The organism is Pseudomonas sp. HD6422, assembly GCF_025377065.1.
GTDB lineage: Bacteria > Pseudomonadota > Gammaproteobacteria > Pseudomonadales > Pseudomonadaceae > Aquipseudomonas > Aquipseudomonas putida_U.
In genome coordinates, this window is sequence record NZ_JAHWIW010000027.1 from 53605 (window position 1) to 74349 (window position 20745).

Genomic DNA, 20745 nt, shown 5'->3' on the forward strand with positions numbered 1-20745 from the left:
CCTTTTGGCCGTTCGCGTCGTTCTCCGTCCCCGCCCCACCCGTGAAAATGGCCCTACGCCAGTCCCACCGGAGAACAACAAAATGCTGACGATCTATTCCGATGATCATCGCCTGCACCACGGTCGCTGTGAGCTGATCGACGGCAAGCTGATGCCCTGTTTCGAGATGCCGTCGCGCGCCGACCATGTGCTCGAGCGGGTCAAGAAGCGCGACCTTGGCCCGGTTCAAGGCCCGACCGACTTCGGTCGCGCGCCGCTGCAGCGCATCCACAGCGCTGACTACCTGGACTTCTTCGAAGGCGCCTGGGCGCGTTGGGCTGCCATGGGCCAGGAAGGCGACCTGCTGCCCTTCACCTGGCCGGCGCGCACCCTGCGCCAGGTCAAACCGACCGGCCTGCACGGCGAGCTGGGCTACTACAGCTTCGATGCCGGTGCTCCGATCACCGCCGGCACCTGGCAGGCCGCCTACAGCGCCGCGCAAGTCGCCCTCACCGCCCAGGCCGCGATCCAGCAAGGCGCCCACTCGGCCTTCGCGCTATGCCGACCACCAGGGCATCACGCCGCCGCCGAGGTCATGGGCGGTTACTGCTACCTGAACAACGCCGCCATCGCCGCCCAGGCCTTCCTCGACCAGGGTCGGGCAAAGGTCGCCATCCTCGATGTCGACTACCACCACGGCAACGGCACCCAGGATATCTTCTACCGCCGCAACGACGTGTTCTTCGCCTCCATCCACGGCGATCCCCAGGCAGAATTCCCGTTCTTCCTCGGCTACGCCGATGAAACCGGCGAAGGCGCGGGCGAAGGCTGCAACGTCAACTATCCACTGCCCGCCGGTAGCGACTGGCACGCCTGGAGCGCCGCCCTGGAGGACGCCTGCCAACGCATCGCCGACTACGATGCCGAGGTGCTGGTGATCTCGCTGGGCGTGGACACCTTCAAGGACGACCCGATTTCGCAGTTCAAGCTGGACAGCCCTGACTACCTGGAGATGGGCAAGCGCATCGGCCAGCTCGGCAAGCCGACCCTGTTCGTGATGGAAGGCGGCTACGCTGTCGAGGAAATCGGCATCAATGCAGTCAATGTGCTGGAAGGTTTCCAACTCGCCCAACCAGGAGCCCGGTAATGGTCCGACTCAAGCGCCTGCTCGCCCCGCTCATCGCCACTGCCCTGGTCGCAGGCGCCCTGCCTGCCCAGGCCGAACAGCGTACCTTGCGGGTCTATAACTGGTTCGACTACATCACCCCGCAGACCCTGACCGGCTTCCAGGCCGACAGCGGGGTGAAGCTGATCTACGACATCTTCGACACCAACGAGGCGCTCGAAGCCAAGTTGCTGACCGGCAATTCCGGCTATGACGTGGTGGTGCCGTCCAACGTCTTCCTCGCCAAGCAGATCGAGGCCGGGGTGTTCCAGCCACTGGACCGCAGCAAGCTGCCTAACTGGCAGCACCTGGATCCGGCCCTGATGAAGCTGATCGAGGCCAACGACCCCGGCAACAAGTTCGCCGTGCCCTACATGTATGGCACCGTGCTGATAGGCTTCAACCCAGACAAGGTCAAGGCGGCACTGGGTGACCAAGCGCCGGTGGACAGCTGGGATCTGATCTTCAAGGAAGAGAACATCGCCAAGCTCAAGCAATGCGGCGTGGCGCTGCTCGACTCGCCATCGGAGATCCTGCCGCTGGCCTTGCAGTACCTAGGCCTGCCGCCGAACAGCGACAAGCCGGCTGACTACAAGAAGGCCGAGCAGTTGATGCTCAAGATCCGCCCCTACATCACCTACTTCCATTCCTCGAAGTACATGGCCGACATCGCCAACGGCGACATCTGCGTGGCAGTGGGCTACAGCGGCAGCTTCTCGCAGGCCGCCAACCGCGCACGGGATGCCAAGAATGGCGTGGTGGTGGACATGCGTCTGCCCAAGGAAGGTGCACCGATCTGGTTCGACATGTTGGCGATCCCGAAGAACGCCGCCAACCCCGAGGATGCCCATGCATTCATCAACTATCTGCTGCGACCGGAGGTGATCGCGCCGATCAGCGACTTCGTCGGTTACCCCAACCCGAACAAGGACGCCACCGACAAGGTCAGCCCGGCGATTCGCAACAACCCGAACCTGTACCCGACAGCAGAGGCGATGACCAAGCTGTATACCCTCAAGCCGTTACCGCGTGACGCGGAGCGGGCACGCACGCGAGCCTGGACGCGGATCAAGTCCGGAACCTGAGTCGCGCCCTTCGCGGCGGTTCGGCGCCCCGACTTGTCCCGCGAATGGGGCGACGCGGTGGATGGCACCGGCTTCGCCGGTGTTCGCGGGACAAGCCCGCTCCCACAGATCTCCGCTAAATCAATGAGTTATGTTTTGTTCTATGAGAGCGGGTTTGTCGGGGCGCCGAACCGCCGGGAAGCGCCCCTCATCGCCGCCAAGCCTTGCGCAAGCGCATCAACGCCTCGGCGATCTCCCCTTCAGGCACCGCTGCAAACCCCAGCACCAATCCAGCACGCTTATCCACAGGCACCTCGCTGTCCGGCAACCAGTACCCACTCAATGGCGAAATCTCGACGCCCACCTCAGCTGCCCTGGCCAGCAGTTCCTGCTCTCGCGCAAGGTTATCCACATCCACCTTCACATGCAGTCCGGCCGCTACCTCCGGCATGGGTCCCAACCCTGCGACATCCTCCGGCCAACCCGCTTTGAGCACGTTGCGCCGGCTCAACGCCGCCTTGCGCATACGACGGATATGCCGCTGGAAGTGCCCCTGGGCCATGAACTCGGCCATCACGCACTGGCTGCCGACCTCCGAATGTCGCACCGCCAGTGCCCTGCCCTGGCTGAACGCCTCCACCAGCCGCGGCGGCAGCACCAGGTAGCCCAGGCGCAGTGCCGGAAAGGCGATCTTGCCGAAGGTACCGACGTACAACACCCGCCCTCCCCGGTCCAACGCCGCCAGGGGTGACAGCGGCGCACCGCTATAGCGGTACTCGCCATCGTAGTCGTCCTCGATGATCCAGCCATCGCCGCGCTCGGCCCAGGCCAGCAACTCCAGGCGCCGCGCCAGGCTCATGGTCACCCCGGTAGGGTATTGGTGCGCCGGCGTGACATAGGCCAGCCGACAGTCGGCCACCTGCGCCAGGCGGCTGCAATCCATGCCGTCGTGGTCTACCGCTACGCCCACCACCTTAGCCCCGGCCACCGCGAAGGCGTGGCCGGCGGCTCGGTAACCTGGGTTTTCCACAGCCACCGCGTCACCAGGCTGCAACAGCAACTGTGCACAAAGACTGATTGCCTGCTGCGCGCCACTGGTGATCACAATTTGTTCAGCCACGCACGACAAGCCCCGCGAACGACGCAAGTAAGCGGCGATCAGTTCACGCAATACCGCCTCACCCGCCGGATCGCCGTAACCGAGTTGCGCAGGATCGGGATTGCGCCAGAAACCCGCCTGCAGCTTGGCCCACACGTCGAACGGGAACAAATCGAACGCGGGAATTCCGACACGAAAAGCGCGTGGGGCCCCGCTTTTCGGAGGCGCCAAATGGTGTTTTTTCAGCCGCAGCAGCGGCTCGCTAGTACGCGCGCCGCTGGACAAATCACCAGTATTCTCTTGCTCAAATGTGGATAAACCTGTTGATAACCCCAGGGATAACCCTGTGGACAGTTGTGTGGATAGTTTTGTCACGTAGGTGCCATCCCCGACCCGGCTTTCAATGTAACCCTCGGCATACAACTGGTCGTAGGCGCGTACCACGCTGTTGCGCGATAACGCCAGCATGCTCGCCAGATCACGGGTGGCCGGCAGCCGCGTGCCGCTGCTCAAGCGCCCATCCAGCACCCGCGCGCGCAAAGCCTGATACAGCTGCTGGCTGAGACCGCGTCGGCGGTCGAGGACGATCCCCGCAGGGTCGAATGGCAATACGAGGGGGCGCTCGCTCATGGAATTGGACCTATCAAAACAGTCAGTAATGGCTCTTAACCTAGACCAATAGGCTGCCTACGATGACGCTATTCGACAAGGAACTGCGCATGTACAACAGCAAACCCCATCAGGAGCACGACCTCGAGCGGTTGCACCAGCACATGCAGGGCACCCGCCTGGCCATGCTGGTCAGCCACGGCGAACACGGCCTGCTGGCCACGCACTTGCCCGTGTTGGTGGACACCCACGAGGGCGAGTTCGGGACCGTCTACGCCCACCTGGCCAAGGCCAATCGCCAATGGCAGGACCTCGAGCGAGGCGCCGAAGCGCTGCTGGTGTTCCCAGGCGCCGACGCCTATGTCAGTCCCAGTTACTACCCAAGCAAGGCCGACAATCCCAAGGTAGTACCCACCTGGAACTATCTGGCGGTACACGCCTATGGCTCAGCGGAAGTTATCCACAGCCCGGAGTCGCTGCTGGAGATCGTCAGCCGCTTGACCGATCGCCATGAACGGGCTCGCCAGACGCCGTGGAAGGTTTCCGACGCGCCCCGCGACTACCTGGACGGCATGCTTCGCGCCATCGTCGGCATTCGCCTGCCGATAGCCCGCTTGCAAGGGGCGCGCAAACTCAGCCAGAACCGCTCGGCCGAGGACATCGCTGGCGTGCGCGAAGGGCTGGAGGCCAGCTCCGATCACCTGGATAACCAACTTGCGGCGCAAATGCGCCAACTCTGAAGGAAAAGCCCATGCCCAGCGTTACCCTGCGCCCCGTCTCCGCCCAAGACCACGCCGCCTGGTTCGGCCTTTGGCAGGACTACCTGCGTTTCTACGAAACCGAACTGGCCGATGAGGTCAGCGCCAGCACTTGGCAACGCCTGCTGGACCCGAACGAGCCCACCCATTCGGCCTTGGCCTGGGTGGATGGCAAGGCGGTCGGCATGGTCAACTGGATCTATCATCGTTCCAACTGGAGCATCGAGAACGCCTGCTACCTGCAGGACTTGTACGTGGACAGCAGCCAACGCGGCCTGGGCATCGGTCGCCAGCTGATCGAGCATGTCTACGCCACGGCCAAGGCAGCCGGGTGCATCAAGGTGCACTGGCTGACCCACGAAACCAACGCCACCGCCATCAGCCTGTACCAGCAGGTTGCCGAGCGCCCTGGCTTCATCCAATTCCGCAAAGGGTTGTAGGCAGATCATGACTGACGCATTGCACTGGAAGCCCGCCACGCCACCACTGGCGGAAACCCTCGAAGGCCGTTTCATACGCCTGGAAAAACTCGACCCTACAGGCCATGGCGATGACCTCTGGCAGGTACTTCAGGGCCCAGGTAGCGACCCGCGCCTGTGGGACTACCTGCCTTACGGCCCGTTTGCCGAGCGCAGTACGTTCGACCGTTGGCTGGAAGGTAACGCCGCCAGCCGCGATCCGCTGTTCTACACCGTCATCGATCGCGGCAACGGCCAGGCCCAGGGCATCCTCAGCCTGTTGTCGATCGTGCCTGAGCATGGTCGCATCGAAATCGGCCATATCGCCTTCGGCGCCATCATGCAGCGCACCCCCAAGGGCACTGAAGCCATCTACCTGCTCGGCAAGCTGGGCTTCGCACTGGGCAACCGGCGCCTGGAATGGAAGTGCAACAACGACAACGCCCGCTCCAAGCGCGCGGCCGAGCGCTTCGGCTTCGTCTACGAAGGGGTGTTTCGCAAGCACATGGTGGTCAAGGACCATAACCGCGATACGGCGTGGTACTCGATTACCGATGAGGAGTGGCCACAGGTGGCGGCGGGGTTCGAGCGGTGGTTGAGTGAGGAGAACCAGCGGCCTGGGGGGCAAGTGGAGACGCTGGAGACATGCCGCCAGGGTTGAGTGGCCAGTTAATCCACCACAAAAAAAGGGGAGCATCCGCTCCCCCGAGGTAAACCGCTTGTAGATGAGGGTTTCGATCAGCCCTCGATCTCGATCAGGATCTCACCCGGCGTCACGCGATCGCCCTTGGCCACGTGGATGGCCACGACCTTGCCGGCGATGGCCGCCTGGACTTCGGTCTCCATCTTCATGGCTTCGGTGATCAGTACAGCCTGACCGGCCTTGACCATGTCGCCTTCCTTGACCAGCACATCGACGATGTTGCCTGGCATGGTGGTGCTGACGTGGCCTGGGGCGCTGGCCTGCTTACGCTTGCTGCCGCCACCGCCGACGAACTCGTTGAGCGGCTCGAACACCACTTCTTCCGGCATGCCGTCGATCGACAGGTAGAAGTGACGCTTGCCTTCGGCTTTCACACCCACGCCGGTGATATCGACGCGGTAGGTTTCGCCGTGCACGTCGATGACGAACTCGGTCGGTACGCCTTCGCCGCCTGGGGCGGCAACAGCGCCGGCTTCCGGGATCGGCAGCAGGGCTTCGGGGGTCAGGGTGCCGGCCTCACGCTCTTCGAGGAACTTGCGCCCGATGTCCGGGAACATCGCGAAGGTCAACACGTCTTCTTCGCAACGGGCCAGGGCACCGATGTCAGCACGCAGCTTGGTCATCTCCGGCTTGAGCAGGTCGGCTGGACGCACGTCGATCACATCTTCGCTGCCGATCGCCTGACGGCGCAGTTGCTCGTTGACCACGCCTGGAGCCTTGCCGTAACCGCCTTGCAGGTACAGCTTCACCTCGTTGGTGATGGTCTTGTAGCGCTCGCCGGCCAGCACGTTGAAGAACGCCTGGGTACCGACGATCTGCGAAGTCGGGGTCACCAGCGGCGGGAAGCCGAGGTCTTCACGCACCCGCGGGATCTCCGCCAGCACTTCGTTCATGCGGTTGAGGGCACCTTGCTCCTTGAGCTGGTTGGCCAGGTTGGAAATCATCCCGCCCGGCACCTGGTTGACCTGCACGCGGGTATCCACGGCGGTGAACTCGCTCTCGAACTGGTGGTATTTCTTGCGCACGGCGTAGAAGTACAGACCGATTTCCTGCAGCAGTTCCAGGTCCAGGCCGGTGTCGAACTCGCTGCCCTTGAGCGCTGCGACCATCGACTCGGTGCCCGGATGGCTGGTGCCCCAGGCAAAGCTGGAGATCGCGGTGTCGATATGATCGGCGCCGTTTTCCACAGCCTTGAGCTGGCACATCGCGGCCAGGCCGGCGGTGTCGTGGGAGTGGATGAACACCGGCAGCGACTGCTCGGCCTTCAGCGCCTTGACCAGCTCACCGGTGGCATACGGGGTGAGCAGGCCGGCCATGTCCTTGATCGCCACCGAATCGCAACCCATGGCTTCCATCTGCTTGGCCTGGTTGACGAAGGCTTCGATGGTGTGGACCGGGCTGGTGGTGTAGGCGATGGTGCCCTGGGCGTGCTTGCCGGCGGCCTTCACCGCCTCGATGGCCACGCGCAGGTTACGCACATCGTTCATGGCATCGAAGATGCGGAACACGTCGATGCCGTTGACCGCAGCCTTGGCGACGAACGCCTTGACCACGTCGTCGCTGTAGTGGCGGTAGCCCAGCAGGTTCTGGCCGCGCAGGAGCATCTGCAGGCGGGTGTTGGGCAGTGCCGCGCGCAGCTTGCGCAGGCGCTCCCACGGGTCTTCCTTGAGGAAGCGCACACAGGCATCGAAGGTCGCGCCACCCCAGACTTCCAGCGACCAGTAGCCGACCTTGTCGAGCTTGTCGCAGATCGGCAGCATGTCTTCGGTGCGCATGCGGGTAGCCAGCAGGGACTGGTGGGCGTCGCGCAGGATCGTGTCGGTTACGTGAATTTTCTTGGACATTATAGGGTTCCTCACAGGCCTGCGTGGGCGGCGATGGCGGCGGCGATGGCCAGGGCCAGCTCTTCGGGTTTGCGCTTGATCGAGTAGTTGGTCAGTTCAGGGTGGCTTTCGACGAAGCTGGTATTGAACTGGCCGCTACGGAATTCCGGGTTGCGCAGGATTTCCTGGTAATAAGCGGCGGTGGTCTTCACCCCTTGCACGCGCATGTCGTCCAGAGCCCGCAGGCCGCGGTCCATGGCTTCTTCCCAGGTCAACGCCCAGACCACCAGTTTCAGGCACATGGAGTCGTAGAACGGCGGAATGGTGTAGCCGGTGTAGATCGCCGTGTCGGTACGCACGCCCGGGCCGCCGGGGGCGTAGTAACGGGTGATCTTGCCGAAGCTGGGCAGGAAGTTGTTCTTCGGGTCTTCGGCGTTGATACGGAACTGCAACGCATAGCCGCGGTGCTGGATGTCTTCCTGCTTGACCGAAAGCGGCAGCCCCGAAGCGATGCGGATCTGCTCGCGGACGATGTCGATGCCGGTGATTTCCTCGGTGATGGTGTGTTCCACCTGCACCCGGGTGTTCATCTCCATGAAGTACACCTCGCCATCGGCGAGCAGGAACTCCACGGTACCGGCGTTTTCGTAATTCACCGCCTTGGCCGCACGCACCGCCAGGTCGCCGATGTAGGCACGCTGTTCGGGGGTGAGCTGTGGGCTCGGGGCGATTTCGATGAGTTTCTGGTTACGGCGCTGGATCGAGCAGTCGCGTTCGAACAGGTGTACGACGTTGCCAAAGCTGTCGCCAAGGATCTGCGCCTCGATGTGCTTGGGGTTGACGATGCACTTCTCGAGGAACACTTCCGCCGAGCCGAAGGCCTTGGTAGCTTCGGAGATCACGCGAGGGAAGTTCTGTTCCAGCTCTTCACGGCTATTGCAGCGGCGAATGCCACGGCCGCCGCCACCGGAGGTGGCCTTGAGCATCACCGGGTAACCGATGCGGTCGCCTTCGCTCAGGGCTTCATGAATGTCGGCCACGTTGCCTTCGGTGCCTGGGGTCACCGGCACGCCGGCCTGGATCATGGTGCGGCGAGCTTCGGTCTTGTCGCCCATGCGGCGAATGACGTCGGCGGCCGGGCCGATGAACTTGATCCCGCGCTCGGCGCAGATTTCCGCCAGTTCGGCGTTTTCCGACAGGAAACCGTAGCCTGGGTGCAAGGCATCACAGCCGGTTTCCACAGCGAGGTTCACCAGCTTGCGCGGGTTCAGGTAGCCGGCCAGGGGCTCGGCACCGATGCTGTAGGCCTCGTCGGCACGCTTGACGTGCAAGGCGTGACGGTCGGCGTCGGAGTGGATCGCGACAGAGCGAATGCCCATCTCGGCGCAAGCACGCACGATCCGAACTGCGATTTCACCCCGGTTGGCGATCAGGATTTTTTTTATCACTGGAGTCTTCCCAAAGCCGTAGGAACAGACGAGCCGGTTCTACCGGTCGGCGCGTGACCAGACGTTGTCGGCCAGTCGCCCATTCAAGCTAGCGCCGATGGATGATAAACAAAAATCAATATTTGTTAGGGGCTGTATTAGCAAAAGCTTATAGTCTGGTTACAAGCTGTTGCCGGAGGGCGGGATAAAATGCGTAAGTCCTTGATGCGTATGACTTTACGTCAGTTGCAGATCTTCAACGAGGTGTGCGATCTGCGCTCGTACAGCCGTGCAGCGGAGGAAATGTCGCTCACGCAACCCGCCGTAAGTCTACAGATTCGCCAGCTCGAAGAGCTGATTGGTCAGCCACTGTTCGAGTACGTGGGCAAGAAGCTCTATCTGACCGAGGCCGCCGAGGCCCTGCAGAGAGCCAGCCGCGACATCTTCGGGCGCCTGGAAAGCCTGGACATGCAGTTGTCGGATATGCAGGGCTCACTGCAGGGCCAGTTGAAACTGGCGGTCGAGTCCAGTGCCAAGTACTTCGTGCCACACCTGTTCGCCGCCTTCAAGCAACGTCACCCGGAGGTCAACCTCACCTTGACGGTGGTCAACCGCGCCCAGGCCATCCGCCGCCTCTCCGACAACCGCGATGACCTCATCATCATGTCCATGGTGCCCCAGGACATGGGCCTGGAGTTCTTGCCGTTCCTCAACAACCCGATCGTCGCGGTGGCCCCGCCCGATCATCCGCTGAGCAAGCTCGAACACCTGCGCTTGCAGGACCTGGAGCCTCATACGCTACTCGTGCGCGAACAGGGCTCGGGAACCCGCAAGGCCTGCGAGGAATACTTCAAGGACAAGCGCGTGCACTTCACCCAGACCTTGGAAGTGGCCTCGGCCGATGCCCAGCGTGAATGTGTGATCGCGGGGCTGGGCATCGCCCTGCTGACGCGCCATGCGCTGAACCTTGAGCTGGCCACCGGGGTGCTCAAGGAGCTGCCGGTGGAGGAGCTGCCCCTGTATCGCAGTTGGTGCGTGGTGCAATCCAAGGCCAAGCGGCAGTCGCCGGTGGCCTTGGCGTTTCTTGCGTTCATCCGCAGCGAACGTGCGATGATCAGTGGGCTTGTTGAGCGTTTCTCTGGGAAACTGCCGACGCTGCCCGCCACGCTGTGAGCTCCTGCAGCTCTGGGTAGTCGGCGAGATCGCGAAGCAGCTGGCGCTGGTCGCAATAGCATTCGATCGCGCGGCGATATTCCATGCGACGCTGGTCTTTTTCCTGTTGCTTGCGAGCCTTGGCGCTGGGTTGGTACGAACCGTCGAAGTCACGAGCCATTGCCTGTCTCCCAGAGAGGATGCGGGGAATTTCAGGCTGGCGCCGTGGGGTTACGATTTGGCTGTGAAAGGGTGACAAATCGATGAATTTGCGCTGCTAACTCCGGCCCAGACGCAAATCAGTCGTCTGTAGCCTTGATCGACTTGGGCGACAAACGCAGGCTGCGCAAGCTGCGCTTGACGCTCTTGAGGTGGTTGACCAGGCTCGGCCCGCGGGCCATGGCCACCCCCATTGCCAGCACGTCGATCACCACCAGGTGGGCGATACGCGAGGTCAGTGGGGTATAGATCTCGGTGTCCTCGTGCACATCGATCGCCAGGTTGACGGTCGACAGCTCGGCCAGTGGGGTCTGGCTCGGGCACAGGGTGATCAGGTTGGCACCGCTTTCGCGCACCAGGTTGGCGGTGATCAGCAGGTCCTTGGAGCGCCCCGACTGAGAAATGCACACGGCCACGTCGCCAGGCTTCAGGGTGACAGCCGACATCGCCTGCATGTGCGGATCGGAATACGCCGCCGCGCTGAGCAGCAGGCGGAAGAACTTGTGCTGGGCGTCAGCGGCCACCGCGCCAGAGGCACCGAACCCATAGAACTCCACGCGCTGGGCCTGGGCCATTGCGCTGACCGCCTGCTGCAACGCCTGGGGGTCGAGATGCTCGCGCACCTCCATCAGCGTATGCAGCGTGGTGTCGAAGATCTTCAGGCTGTAGTCGGCGACCGAGTCGTCCTCGTGGATCGCGAACTGTCCAAAACTGGCACCGGCCGCCAGGCTCTGCGCCAGTTTGAGCTTGAGGTCCTGGAACCCCGAGCAACCGATCGCACGGCAGAAGCGCACGATGGTAGGTTCACTGATGCCCACGCTGTGCGCCAGATCGGCCATCGAACTGTGCATGACCGCAGCCGGGTCCAGCAGCACGTGGTCGGCGACTTTCAGTTCCGATTTGCGCAGCAGGTGGCGCGATTGAGCGATATGTTGCAACAGATTCACGGTCTGGACTCGGTTATGATCGGCTAGCCGGGATGTAGCTTTCTTGTAGTTATACTACATGGACGCCAACCCGCCCAGTTAAACGAACGTGGAGAGTGGTGGTTTGACTATTCCTTGCGACATTGTGGTCTTCGGCGGCACGGGCACCCTGGCCCTGCACAAGCTTCTGCCGGCGCTCTATCACCTGTATCGCGAGGCGCGCCTGAACACTGCCGTACGCATCATCGCTCTGGCCCGGCGCAACCTTTCGCGTGACGACTACCTCAAGCTCGCCGAACGTCATTGCCGGGCACAGATCGCCCGCAACGACTTCGAAGAAGACGTCTGGCGGCGCTTCTGTGCACGGCTCGACTACTTCCCCATGGACGCCACGCAAAGCGCGGACTTCGGTCGTCTGGCGCGCTACCTCGGCGAGCCCGGCGGGCTGACCCGCATCTACTACCTGGCCACCGCGCCCAAGCTCTTCGTGCCCATCGCCAATCACCTGCGCATCGCCGGGCTGGCCGATCACGAAGCGCGCATCGTGCTGGAGAAACCGATCGGCCATTCGCTGGAATCGGCAACCGCCATCAACGAAGCGATCGGCCTGGCGTTCGACGAACCCCAGGTGTTCCGCATCGACCATTACCTGGGCAAGGAAACCGTGCAGAACCTGATGGCCCTGCGCTTCGCCAATGCCCTGCTCGAACCGGTGTGGCGCAACGGCCAAGTCGACCACGTGCAGATCAGCGTCTGCGAAACCCTCGGCGTGGAAAACCGCGGTGGCTATTACGATCGAGCCGGTGCTACCCGTGACATGCTGCAGAACCACCTGCTGCAGTTGCTGTGCCTGGTGGCCATGGAGCCGCCCGCACAGTTCGAGGCCGAAGCGGTGCGCGATGAAAAGGTCAAGGTGCTGCGCGCGCTCAAGCCGATCAGCGGCCAGGACGTGCAGGACAAGACTGTCCGCGGTCAGTACGGTGCCGGCCACATCGGCGGCCAGGAAGTCCCGGCTTACTACTTCGAGAAGGACGTGGACAACGACAGCGACACCGAGACCTTCGTCGCGGTACACGCTCACATCGACAATTGGCGCTGGGCCGGCGTGCCGTTCTTCCTGCGCACCGGCAAGCGTATGGCGCGACGCTCGTCGCAAATCGTCATCCAGTTCAAGCCCGTGCCGCACGAGCTGTTCAGCGGCGGCCAGGTCAACCAGCTGCTCATCCAACTGCAGCCGGACGAGCGCATCAGCCTGCGTATGATGACCAAGAGCCCCGGCAAGGGTATGCGCCTGGAGCCGGTCGACCTGGACCTGAACCTGGCCCAGGTGTTCAGCCAGACGCGCCGCTGGGATGCCTACGAGCGCCTGCTGCTCGACGTGCTGGCCGGCGATTCGACGCTGTTCATGCGCCGCGACGAAGTGGAAGCGGCCTGGGCCTGGATCGATCCGATCATCCGCGGCTGGGAAGAACACTTCCAGCCACCGCGCCCCTATGCCGCCGGCAGCAACGGCCCGGAACAGGCCAATGGCCTGCTGACCCGCGACGGTCGCCACTGGCACAGCTGACCCGCGGTAGGCGTCCAGGCGACGGAAGGCAGCGATGGGGTGAACATTTATACAGTGGATGTTTGCCCCTTCACCCGCCTCGCCCTAGAATGGCGCGATGCACACAGATGACCTCTCCCTCCTGCTGAACTCCCTAAACGATGCCCAACGCCAGGCCGTCGCGGCCTCGCTCGGGCGTCAGCTGGTGCTTGCTGGCGCCGGTTCCGGTAAAACCCGCGTGCTGGTGCACCGCATCGCCTGGCTGATCCAGGTGGAGCAGGCCTCGCCGCACTCGATCCTGTCGGTGACGTTCACCAACAAGGCGGCGGCCGAAATGCGCCACCGTATCGAGCAACTGCTGGGGATCAACCCCGCAGGCATGTGGGTCGGCACCTTCCACGGCCTGGCGCACCGCCTGTTGCGGGCGCACTGGCAGGAGGCGCGGCTCAACCAGAACTTCCAGATCCTCGACAGCGACGACCAGCAGCGCCTGGTCAAGCGGGTAATCCGCGAACTCGGCCTCGACGAGCAGCGCTGGCCAGCACGCCAGGCCCAGTGGTTCATCAACGGGCAGAAGGACGAAGGCCTGCGTCCGCAGCATATCCAGGCCGGCGGCGACCTGTTCCTGGCCACCATGCGCAGCATCTACGAAGCCTACGAGCAAGCGTGCGAGCGCGCCGGGGTCATCGACTTCTCCGAACTGCTGCTGCGCGCCCTCGATCTCTGGCGCGACCACCCCGGCCTGCTCGAACACTACCAGCGGCGTTTCCGCCACCTGCTGGTCGACGAATTCCAGGATACCAACGCGGTGCAGTACGCCTGGCTGCGCCTGCTGGCCGGCCGAGATGGCGGCAGCCTGATGGCTGTGGGCGACGACGACCAGTCGATCTACGGCTGGCGCGGCGCCAAGATCGAGAATATCCATCAGTACACCGCTGACTTCCCCGATGCCGAAATGATTCGCCTGGAGCAGAACTACCGCTCCACCGGCGGTATCCTCAAGGCCGCCAACGCCCTGATCGCCAACAACAGCGGGCGCTTGGGCAAGGAACTGTGGACCGACCTGGGTGAAGGCGAGCCGTTGACCCTGTACGCGGCCTACAACGAGCACGACGAAGCACGCTACGTGGTCGAGACCATCGAGAGCCTGATCAAGAAAGGTGAATCGCGTAGCGACATCGCCATCCTTTATCGCTCCAACGCCCAGTCGCGGGTGCTCGAGGAAGCCCTGCTGCGCGAACGCATCCCCTACCGCATCTATGGCGGCCAGCGCTTCTTCGAACGCGCCGAGATCAAGAACGCCATGGCTTACCTGCGCCTGCTCGAAGGCCGTGGCAACGACGCGGCCCTGGAACGAGTGATCAACGTGCCGCCGCGCGGTATCGGCGAGAAAACCGTCGAGACCATTCGTGAACATGCACGCCACAGCCAGGTGTCGATGTGGGAGGCGATGTGCCAGCTGCTCGCTGCCAAGGCCCTCAAGGGCCGCGCTGCCAGCGCGCTAGGCGCGTTCATCGAGCTGATCGAGGGGTTGGCTGCCAAGGTCGCCGACATGCCGCTGCACACCATGACCCAGACCACCATCGAGCAGTCCGGGCTGATCATCTATCACCAGGAAGAAAAGGGTGAGAAGGGCCAGGCACGGGTAGAAAACCTCGAGGAACTGGTCAGCGCGGCACGCAACTTCGAGACCACCGAGGAAGACGCCGAGCTCTCGCCGCTTTCGGCATTCCTCGGCCACGCCTCGTTGGAAGCGGGCGATGCCCAGGCCGACGAGCACGAAGACAGCATCCAGCTCATGACGCTGCACAGCGCCAAGGGCCTGGAGTTCCCGTATGTGTTCCTGGTGGGCATGGAAGAAGGCCTGTTCCCGCACAAGATGAGCCTGGAGGAGCCCGGCCGTCTGGAAGAGGAACGCCGCCTGGCCTACGTGGGCATCACCCGCGCCATGCGCCAGCTGGTGATGACCTACGCCGAAACCCGTCGCCTGTATGGCAGCGAAACCTACAACAAAGTGTCTCGTTTCGTACGCGAGATTCCGGCTGGTCTGGTGCAGGAAGTACGTCTTTCCAACAGTGTCAGTCGACCTTTCGGCGGTGCCAAGGCCACCACGAGCAACCTGTTCGCCAACGCCAGTATTCCGCAGACCCAGTTCAACCTGGGTCAACGGGTGCAGCATGCGGTATTCGGCGAGGGCGTGATCCTCAATTTCGAGGGTTCTGGCGCCCAGGCACGGGTCCAGGTGAACTTCGCCGAAGGCAGCAAGTGGCTGATGCTCGGGTACGCCAAGCTCGAGGCCATCTGAACCCTCTGTAACATTCAGGCAAAAGCTCGAAACACTATGTCGCTGGTCATGTGCCCAAGAACCTGGGCAACATGACGCGCGTGCAATCCACAACAGGGGAAATCCCATTTATGCAACGTTTTCTTAGCATCGCACTGGCGCTCTGCGTCGGCCTGACGCTGAGCCTGGACGCCAACGCCAAGCGTTTCGGCGGCGGCAAGAGCTCGGGCTCCGCGCCTATCCACCAGACCCGCCAGGCTTCGCCAACCACGCCGGCTGCCGCGCCAACCGCGCCAGGCCGTGCCCCGGCCGCCGCCAGCGGTGCTTCGCGCTGGCTGGGCCCACTGGCCGGCCTCGCCGCCGGTGGCCTACTGGCCTCCATGTTCATGGGTGACGGCTTCCAAGGCCTGCAGATCATGGACTTCCTGATCGTCGGCCTGATCGCCTTCCTGGTGTTCCGCTTCATCGCCGCGCGCCGCCGCCAGCAACAGCCGCAAATGGCCGCTCCGGGCCACGCACCGTTCCAGCGTGAAGCGCACGGTCAGCCTGCTCAGCCGTCGATCTTCGGTGGCGCGGCCGCATCTGCCGCCAGCGCTGCCCCGGTCATCAACGCGCCGGCCTGGTTCAACGAGCAGAGCTTCCTTGCCGCTGCCCGCAGCCACTTCCAGTCGCTGCAGCAGCACTGGGATGCCAACGAGATGGATAAGATCGCCGAGTTCGTCACCCCGCAGATGCTCGAGTTCCTCAAGCGCGAGCGTGCCGACCTGGGTGACGGCTTCCAGTCCACCTACATCGACAACCTCGAAGTGCAGCTGGACGGCGTCGAAGATCGTCCGGACCGTACCGACGCCACCCTGACGTTCCGTGGCGTGTCGAAGACCTCGCGCTTCGACCAGGGTGAAGTGTTCAGCGAAAGCTGGCACATGGTTCGCGCCCAGGGCGAGAACCAGCCTTGGCTGGTCGCCGGTATCCGACAGAACGGCTAACCGTCGCACGTTGTCGAACGAACCCCGGGCTTGTCCCGGGGTTTTTGCTTTTGCCAGAGCGCGCTACTAGGGTATAACGCGCAGCGTTGTCATCAAGGTCAGAGGATGTGAACCGTGGAAGAAGTGATCGAACAACTCCGGGAAGCCAACGAACCGGTGCCGGTGCCGCTGGAGCTGCCCGACGAAGACTTGCTGGTCGAGATCGAAGAACAGCTGTTCATCAACATTCCGTTCGTATTCAAAGAGTTTCTACTGACGGTGAGTGACGTCGTGTACGGTTCGCTGGAGCCGGTAACCGTCACCGACCCGCAGTCGCATACCTATCTGCCCGAGGTCGCCGCCAATGCCTGGGATGCCGGTGTGCCCCGTGAGCTGATTCCGCTGTGTCAGGACGGCGACAACTACTACTGCGTCGAGGAAGATGGCACCGTGGTGCTGTGGGACGCCGACGACGAAATCGTCGGCGAGGACAGCTGGGAATCGGTGTGGCACTGGGCACGGGATGTGTGGCTGGAGAGCTGATGGTCTGCCTGCAGCGGCCCCCTGGCAACAGGGGGACCGCCGTGGATCAATGCGAATGATCGCGGTTGTTTTCCAGCGTCTCGAGCAAAGCGATCTGCATGCGTGAGTGCACGCGGATGAACCAGCGCCACAGCAACGCCACCACCACAGCCGCGACCACGGCGATCACCAGCAGCAGCTCGCTGGTGGGCAGGATGCTGGCCGACAGCGCCGACAACAGCAGGAAAATCACCAGCAGCGACAGCAAGGGAATCACCTCTGCGACCACCCGCCGTACCCGCTGGGTATGACGCCCCGCCATCTCCGGCTTGACGCCCATTTCCGCCAGCAGCATCGACAGCGCCTTGAGCTTGCGGTACGCGGCGATCAGGAACGGCAGCGACAGCAACAGCGCCGCCCCCCAGATCAGCGCTTTCTGCTGGCTGGTATCACTGACCCAGTCACTGAGCCAGATGCCGATACGCCCGGCGAAATACCCACCAGCGAAGAAGATGGCGATCACCAGCGCCAGATTGACCCCTACCTGCAGCAAGATTCGTCGGATCATCGCCGCCAGCATCGCGCCCTCGCCTTGCGGCTGGATGCTGCGCAACCATTCGCCGTACAGCGACAGCACTCGCGCCAGGCGACCCGGCACCACTTTGCCAAGCTTGATCGACAGCGGATCGGCGGCACGGATGAGGTATGGCGTCAACAACGTGGTGATGGCCGACACGGCCACCGCGACCGGGTAGAGGAAGTCGCTGGTCACCTGCAAGGTCATGCCCAGTGCAGCGATGATGAAGGAAAACTCGCCAATCTGTGAAAGCCCCATGCCCACGCGCAGTGAGGTTCGGCCATCGTTTCCGGCAATGAAGGCACCCATGCCGCAGGACAACATCTTGCCCAGCACCACTGCCAGGGTGATGACCAGGATCGGCCAGGCATAGTCGAGCAGCACCTGAGGGTCGATCATCAAACCGATGGCGACGAAGAAAATGGCGCTGAAGAGGTCACGCACCGGCTCGATCAGGCGTTCGATTTTCAACAGCTGACGCGACTCGGCCATGATCGCACCGATCAGGAAGGCGCCCAGGACCATGCTGTATTCGAGCTTGACCACCAGCAGGCAGAAACCGAAGCACAGGCCCAGGACGGTGATCAGCAGCATCTCGTTGCTTTCGAACTTCGCCACGTAGGCCAACAGCCGCGGGACCAGCAGGATGCCGATGACCAGCGCGACGATCATGAACAGCGAAAGCTTGCCCACGGTCGAGAACACTTCGCCGGAACTGACCGTACCGCTGACCGCGATGCCCGATAGCAGAGCGATGATGCCGATGCCGAGTATGTCCTCGACGATCAGCACACCAAAGATGAGCTGGGCGAAACGCTCGTTTTTCATCTTCAGGTCGTTGAGCGCCTTGACGATGATGGTGGTCGAGGAAATTGCCAGGATCGCACCGAGGAACAGCGAGTCCATGGTGGTCCATCCGAACCAGCGGCCTATTTCGAAGCCCAACCAGATCATCAGGACGATTTCCAGAAACGCCGCAATGAACGCGGTAGCGCCAACCCTGAAGAGCTTGCGTAAGCTGAACTCCAGACCCAGGCAGAACATCAGGAAGATCACCCCCAGTTCGGCAAGGATCTTGATGGTGTCTTCGTCATGGATGAGGCCAAACGGCGGGGTGTGCGGGCCGATGATGAAGCCTGCCACGATGTAACCAAGGACGACTGGCTGCTTGAGCCTGTGGAAAAGCACCGTCACCACCCCTGCAACCAGCATGATCACGGCCAGATCCTGAATGAAGCTGATGGCATGCATGGCGCGATACTCCTTGTGTCGAGGCCCTGGGCAGTCCGCTGCTCTGCCGAGCGATCCCGAACGAGCAGCTAGTACTTGGTGTATTGAGTGCAGCGAAGCCCATGTTGCATGGGCGTACTCAGGGTAACATCGCACCTCGCCGGCGAAAGGTGATGCAATATGTAGAAACAGATCGGCAGGAAAACGGCCAAGCGAGGCGACGTTTTTATCCTGCAGCGAAGCGTGACGATGGAGCGTCAGCCAACGTCCCGTACCAGGAAGGCAAAGATTTCGAGAGGGGAAACAGAAGTGTCCGAAGATACCCGCCCCGATTCAGCGCAACCTCACCGTGAGCACACTATGGAACCTGGAAACGCCCAGCTGACCATGACCGTCCTGATGACCCCGGACATGGCCAACTTCTCTGGAAACGTGCATGGCGGCACGTTGCTCAAGTATCTCGATGAAGTGGCCTACGCCTGTGCCAGCCGATATGCCGGCAGCTACGTAGTCACCCTCTCGGTCGACCAGGTGATCTTCCGCGAGCCCGTGCATGTCGGCGAGCTGGTGACCTTCCTGGCGTCGGTCAACTACACCGGCAACACCTCCATGGAGGTGGGCATCAAGGTGGTGACCGAAAACATCCGCGAACGCTCTGTGCGCCATTCCAACAGCTGTTTCTTCACCATGGTTGCGGTCGACGACAACCGCCGTCCGGTTGCGGTGCCGCCGCGTCAGCCACAAACCAGCGAAGAAAAGCGCCGCTTCCTGCAAGGTCAACAGCGCCGCCAGATCCGTCAGGAGCTGGAACAGCGCTACCAGAACCTCAAGACCGACGCGATCTAGACCGCCAGGCGCTGTGCTTCGAAACGCACCCGCGGATGGGCGATTCGGTCGTGAGCCCTGACCAGCTGCAATTCGTAGCTGGCGCAGGCCTGGGTCTCCAGCAGCACTTCGTGCACCGCGGCCGCCGTGAACTCGAACGCCTGCTGCCAGCTGTCGCCCAGCAGCACACGGCCAAGGAACAACCCAGAGGTCAGGTCACCCACACCGACCGGCTGGCGCGGGAACGCCAGCAACGGTCGACGCAGGTGCCAACTGGCCTCGCGGGTCACCAGCAGCATCTCGAACTGGTCCTCGCCACGCCCCGGATAGGCAAGGTGCTTGACCAGCACCACCTGCGGCCCGCGCTCGAGCAGCGAGCGGGCCATGTCCACGCAATCCTCCAGCGACTGCGGCTCACGGCCACAGAAGCTGTCCAGCTCCAGCTGGTTGGGGCAGAGGATGTCCGCCTTGGCCAGGGCCTCGTGGAGCAGGAAGTCACTGACCTCCTGTGGCACGATGCATCCCTTCTGCGCATGCCCCATGACCGGGTCGCACAGGTACAGGGCCTTGGGGTTGACCGCCTTGATGCGCTCGACACCTGCCAGGATCGCCCGTCCTTGTTCGGCGCTGCCCAGGTAGCCGGACAGCACCGCATCGCAATGACCCAGCTCGCCGATGTTGGCAATGCCTTCCACCAACGCAGGAATTTGCGCCGGAGCGAGCACTTCGCCAGCCCACTGGCCATACTGAGTGTGGTTGGAGAACTGTACGGTGTTGAGCGGCCACACGTTCACCCCGATCCGCTGCATGGGGAACACCGCGGCGCTGTTTCCGGCGTGGCCAAACACCACGTGGGACTGAATCGCGAGCAGGTGAGGGGTACGTTTCATGTGGGAAGATTCCAAAGCTGTTTCAAGAGTTGTGCGCGGTGCAGTATGAACGCGATCGCCACCTGTACGACAGGCCAGGGACGCAGTTAAGCTGGATCAACCTGTTTGGAGCATATGCAAATGTTGACCCTGGAAAACCTCTTCGTCCTGATGCTGGTGGCCACGGCGGGTGCATGGTTATGGCATAACCACGGGCTGCGCGAAAAGGCCCTGGAGCGGGTCAAGCAGCATTGCGCCAAGCTCGACCTCGAGCTGCTCGACGATGCCGTGGCCCTCAAGCGCATCGCTTTCGTGCGTGATGCCAAAGGCCGCAAGCGTCTGGCGCGCATCTATGCCTTCGAGTTCACCGTCACCGGTGAGCAGCGTCATCCAGGGACGGTGACTCAGTTCGGTGCCCATAGCGTGCAGATAGAGCTGGCGCCCTACCCGTTCGAGATCAAGACTCCGCCCCGTGCCGGCAATGTGATCGAAATGCAGCAGTGGCGGCAAGAGCACAACCGCTGGCATAACTGAGAAGTTCGCAC

Annotated in this window: 19 protein-coding genes; 12 read left to right on the forward strand and 7 right to left on the reverse strand. The window is 62.7% G+C overall.

Translation table 11 applies throughout. The features are described from left to right. The first annotated feature begins 82 nt into the window (after positions 1-82). Together KY379_RS19410 and KY379_RS19415 are read left to right on the forward strand one after the other, a co-directional pair. The gene (locus tag KY379_RS19410) at positions 83-1126 is read left to right on the forward strand and encodes a histone deacetylase family protein (protein WP_133325540.1); all 1044 of its coding nucleotides are present in this window, start codon (positions 83-85) and stop codon (positions 1124-1126) included. Beyond that, positions 1126-2229, forward strand: coding sequence for a polyamine ABC transporter substrate-binding protein (locus KY379_RS19415; protein ID WP_196171418.1), 1104 nt, complete (start codon positions 1126-1128; stop codon positions 2227-2229). Before KY379_RS19410 ends, KY379_RS19415 begins: the two co-directional genes overlap by 1 nt. A 187-nt stretch (positions 2230-2416) precedes the next feature. Here KY379_RS19415 and KY379_RS19420 read toward each other — a convergent pair whose 3' ends face one another. Further along, positions 2417-3937 carry a PLP-dependent aminotransferase family protein gene (locus tag KY379_RS19420; protein WP_261239311.1) on the reverse strand — a complete coding sequence of 507 codons (1521 nt, stop codon included), beginning with the start codon at positions 3935-3937 and terminating at the stop codon, positions 2417-2419. Positions 3938-4026: 89 nt separating this feature from the next. Between KY379_RS19420 and KY379_RS19425 the strand changes: the two genes are divergently transcribed. Genes KY379_RS19425 through KY379_RS19435 form a run of 3 tightly spaced genes read left to right on the forward strand, consistent with a single transcriptional unit; the run spans position 4027 to position 5793 of the window. Then, positions 4027-4656: an FMN-binding negative transcriptional regulator gene (locus KY379_RS19425; protein WP_261239327.1), complete on the forward strand. Its 630-nt coding sequence runs from the start codon at positions 4027-4029 to the stop codon at positions 4654-4656. Between the two features lie 11 nt (positions 4657-4667). After that, a complete protein-coding gene (locus tag KY379_RS19430) occupies positions 4668-5114 on the forward strand; it encodes a GNAT family N-acetyltransferase (RefSeq protein WP_196171421.1) in 447 nt (148 codons plus the stop codon). Positions 5115-5121: 7 nt separating this feature from the next. Then, on the forward strand, positions 5122-5793 hold the full coding sequence (locus KY379_RS19435) for a GNAT family N-acetyltransferase (protein WP_133325550.1): 672 nt from the start codon (positions 5122-5124) through the stop codon (positions 5791-5793). A gap of 77 nt (positions 5794-5870) precedes the next feature. Here the strand turns inward: KY379_RS19435 and oadA are convergent, their stop codons facing one another. Together oadA and KY379_RS19445 are read right to left on the reverse strand one after the other, a co-directional pair. Beyond that, positions 5871-7679, reverse strand: a complete 1809-nt coding sequence (gene oadA, locus KY379_RS19440; protein ID WP_133325552.1) for a sodium-extruding oxaloacetate decarboxylase subunit alpha — start codon at positions 7677-7679, stop codon at positions 5871-5873. A gap of 11 nt (positions 7680-7690) precedes the next feature. Then, complete coding sequence (locus tag KY379_RS19445; protein ID WP_133325554.1) at positions 7691-9106, reverse strand: acetyl-CoA carboxylase biotin carboxylase subunit; 1416 nt, start codon at positions 9104-9106, stop codon at positions 7691-7693. Between the two features lie 189 nt (positions 9107-9295). Here KY379_RS19445 and KY379_RS19450 point away from each other — a divergent pair, with 189 nt between their 5' ends. After that, positions 9296-10258, forward strand: a complete 963-nt coding sequence (locus KY379_RS19450) for a LysR family transcriptional regulator (RefSeq protein WP_133325556.1) — start codon at positions 9296-9298, stop codon at positions 10256-10258. Here KY379_RS19450 and KY379_RS19455 read toward each other — a convergent pair. Together KY379_RS19455 and hexR are read right to left on the reverse strand one after the other, a co-directional pair. Continuing rightward, on the reverse strand, positions 10200-10418 hold the full coding sequence (locus tag KY379_RS19455) for a PA3496 family putative envelope integrity protein (protein ID WP_133325558.1): 219 nt from the start codon (positions 10416-10418) through the stop codon (positions 10200-10202). The two genes, KY379_RS19450 and KY379_RS19455, sit on opposite strands and share 59 nt — an antisense overlap. A gap of 118 nt (positions 10419-10536) precedes the next feature. Further along, on the reverse strand, positions 10537-11403 hold the full coding sequence (gene hexR / locus KY379_RS19460) for a transcriptional regulator HexR (protein ID WP_003253273.1): 867 nt from the start codon (positions 11401-11403) through the stop codon (positions 10537-10539). A 103-nt stretch (positions 11404-11506) separates the two neighbouring features. Here hexR and zwf point away from each other — a divergent pair, with 103 nt between their 5' ends. The 4 genes from zwf to KY379_RS19480 all read left to right on the forward strand — a co-directional run bounded on the left by zwf (position 11507) and on the right by KY379_RS19480 (position 16720). Beyond that, positions 11507-12949 (forward strand): glucose-6-phosphate dehydrogenase, encoded by a 1443-nt coding sequence (gene zwf / locus KY379_RS19465; RefSeq protein WP_133325560.1) that lies wholly within the window; start codon positions 11507-11509, stop codon positions 12947-12949. Positions 12950-13046: 97 nt separating this feature from the next. Further along, entirely contained in the window at positions 13047-15233 is a 2187-nt protein-coding gene (uvrD, locus tag KY379_RS19470; RefSeq protein WP_261239312.1) for a DNA helicase II, read from the forward strand. 110 nt (positions 15234-15343) lie between these two features. Continuing rightward, positions 15344-16198: a Tim44 domain-containing protein gene (locus KY379_RS19475; protein ID WP_261239313.1), complete on the forward strand. Its 855-nt coding sequence runs from the start codon at positions 15344-15346 to the stop codon at positions 16196-16198. 114 nt (positions 16199-16312) lie between these two features. Beyond that, positions 16313-16720 (forward strand): SMI1/KNR4 family protein, encoded by a 408-nt coding sequence (locus tag KY379_RS19480; protein WP_133325566.1) that lies wholly within the window; start codon positions 16313-16315, stop codon positions 16718-16720. Positions 16721-16766: 46 nt separating this feature from the next. Here KY379_RS19480 and KY379_RS19485 read toward each other — a convergent pair whose 3' ends face one another. Continuing rightward, the gene (locus KY379_RS19485; protein WP_133325568.1) at positions 16767-18527 is read right to left on the reverse strand and encodes a cation:proton antiporter; all 1761 of its coding nucleotides are present in this window, start codon (positions 18525-18527) and stop codon (positions 16767-16769) included. Positions 18528-18866: 339 nt separating this feature from the next. Here KY379_RS19485 and KY379_RS19490 point away from each other — a divergent pair, with 339 nt between their 5' ends. Beyond that, on the forward strand, positions 18867-19352 hold the full coding sequence (locus KY379_RS19490) for an acyl-CoA thioesterase (RefSeq protein ID WP_133325572.1): 486 nt from the start codon (positions 18867-18869) through the stop codon (positions 19350-19352). Here the strand turns inward: KY379_RS19490 and pdxY are convergent. Next, the gene (pdxY, locus tag KY379_RS19495; protein WP_133325574.1) at positions 19349-20221 is read right to left on the reverse strand and encodes a pyridoxal kinase PdxY; all 873 of its coding nucleotides are present in this window, start codon (positions 20219-20221) and stop codon (positions 19349-19351) included. The two genes, KY379_RS19490 and pdxY, sit on opposite strands and share 4 nt — an antisense overlap. Before the next feature lie 120 nt (positions 20222-20341). Here pdxY and KY379_RS19500 point away from each other — a divergent pair, with 120 nt between their 5' ends. After that, positions 20342-20734, forward strand: coding sequence for a DUF3301 domain-containing protein (locus KY379_RS19500; RefSeq protein WP_133325576.1), 393 nt, complete (start codon positions 20342-20344; stop codon positions 20732-20734). Positions 20735-20745 lie beyond the last annotated feature (11 nt).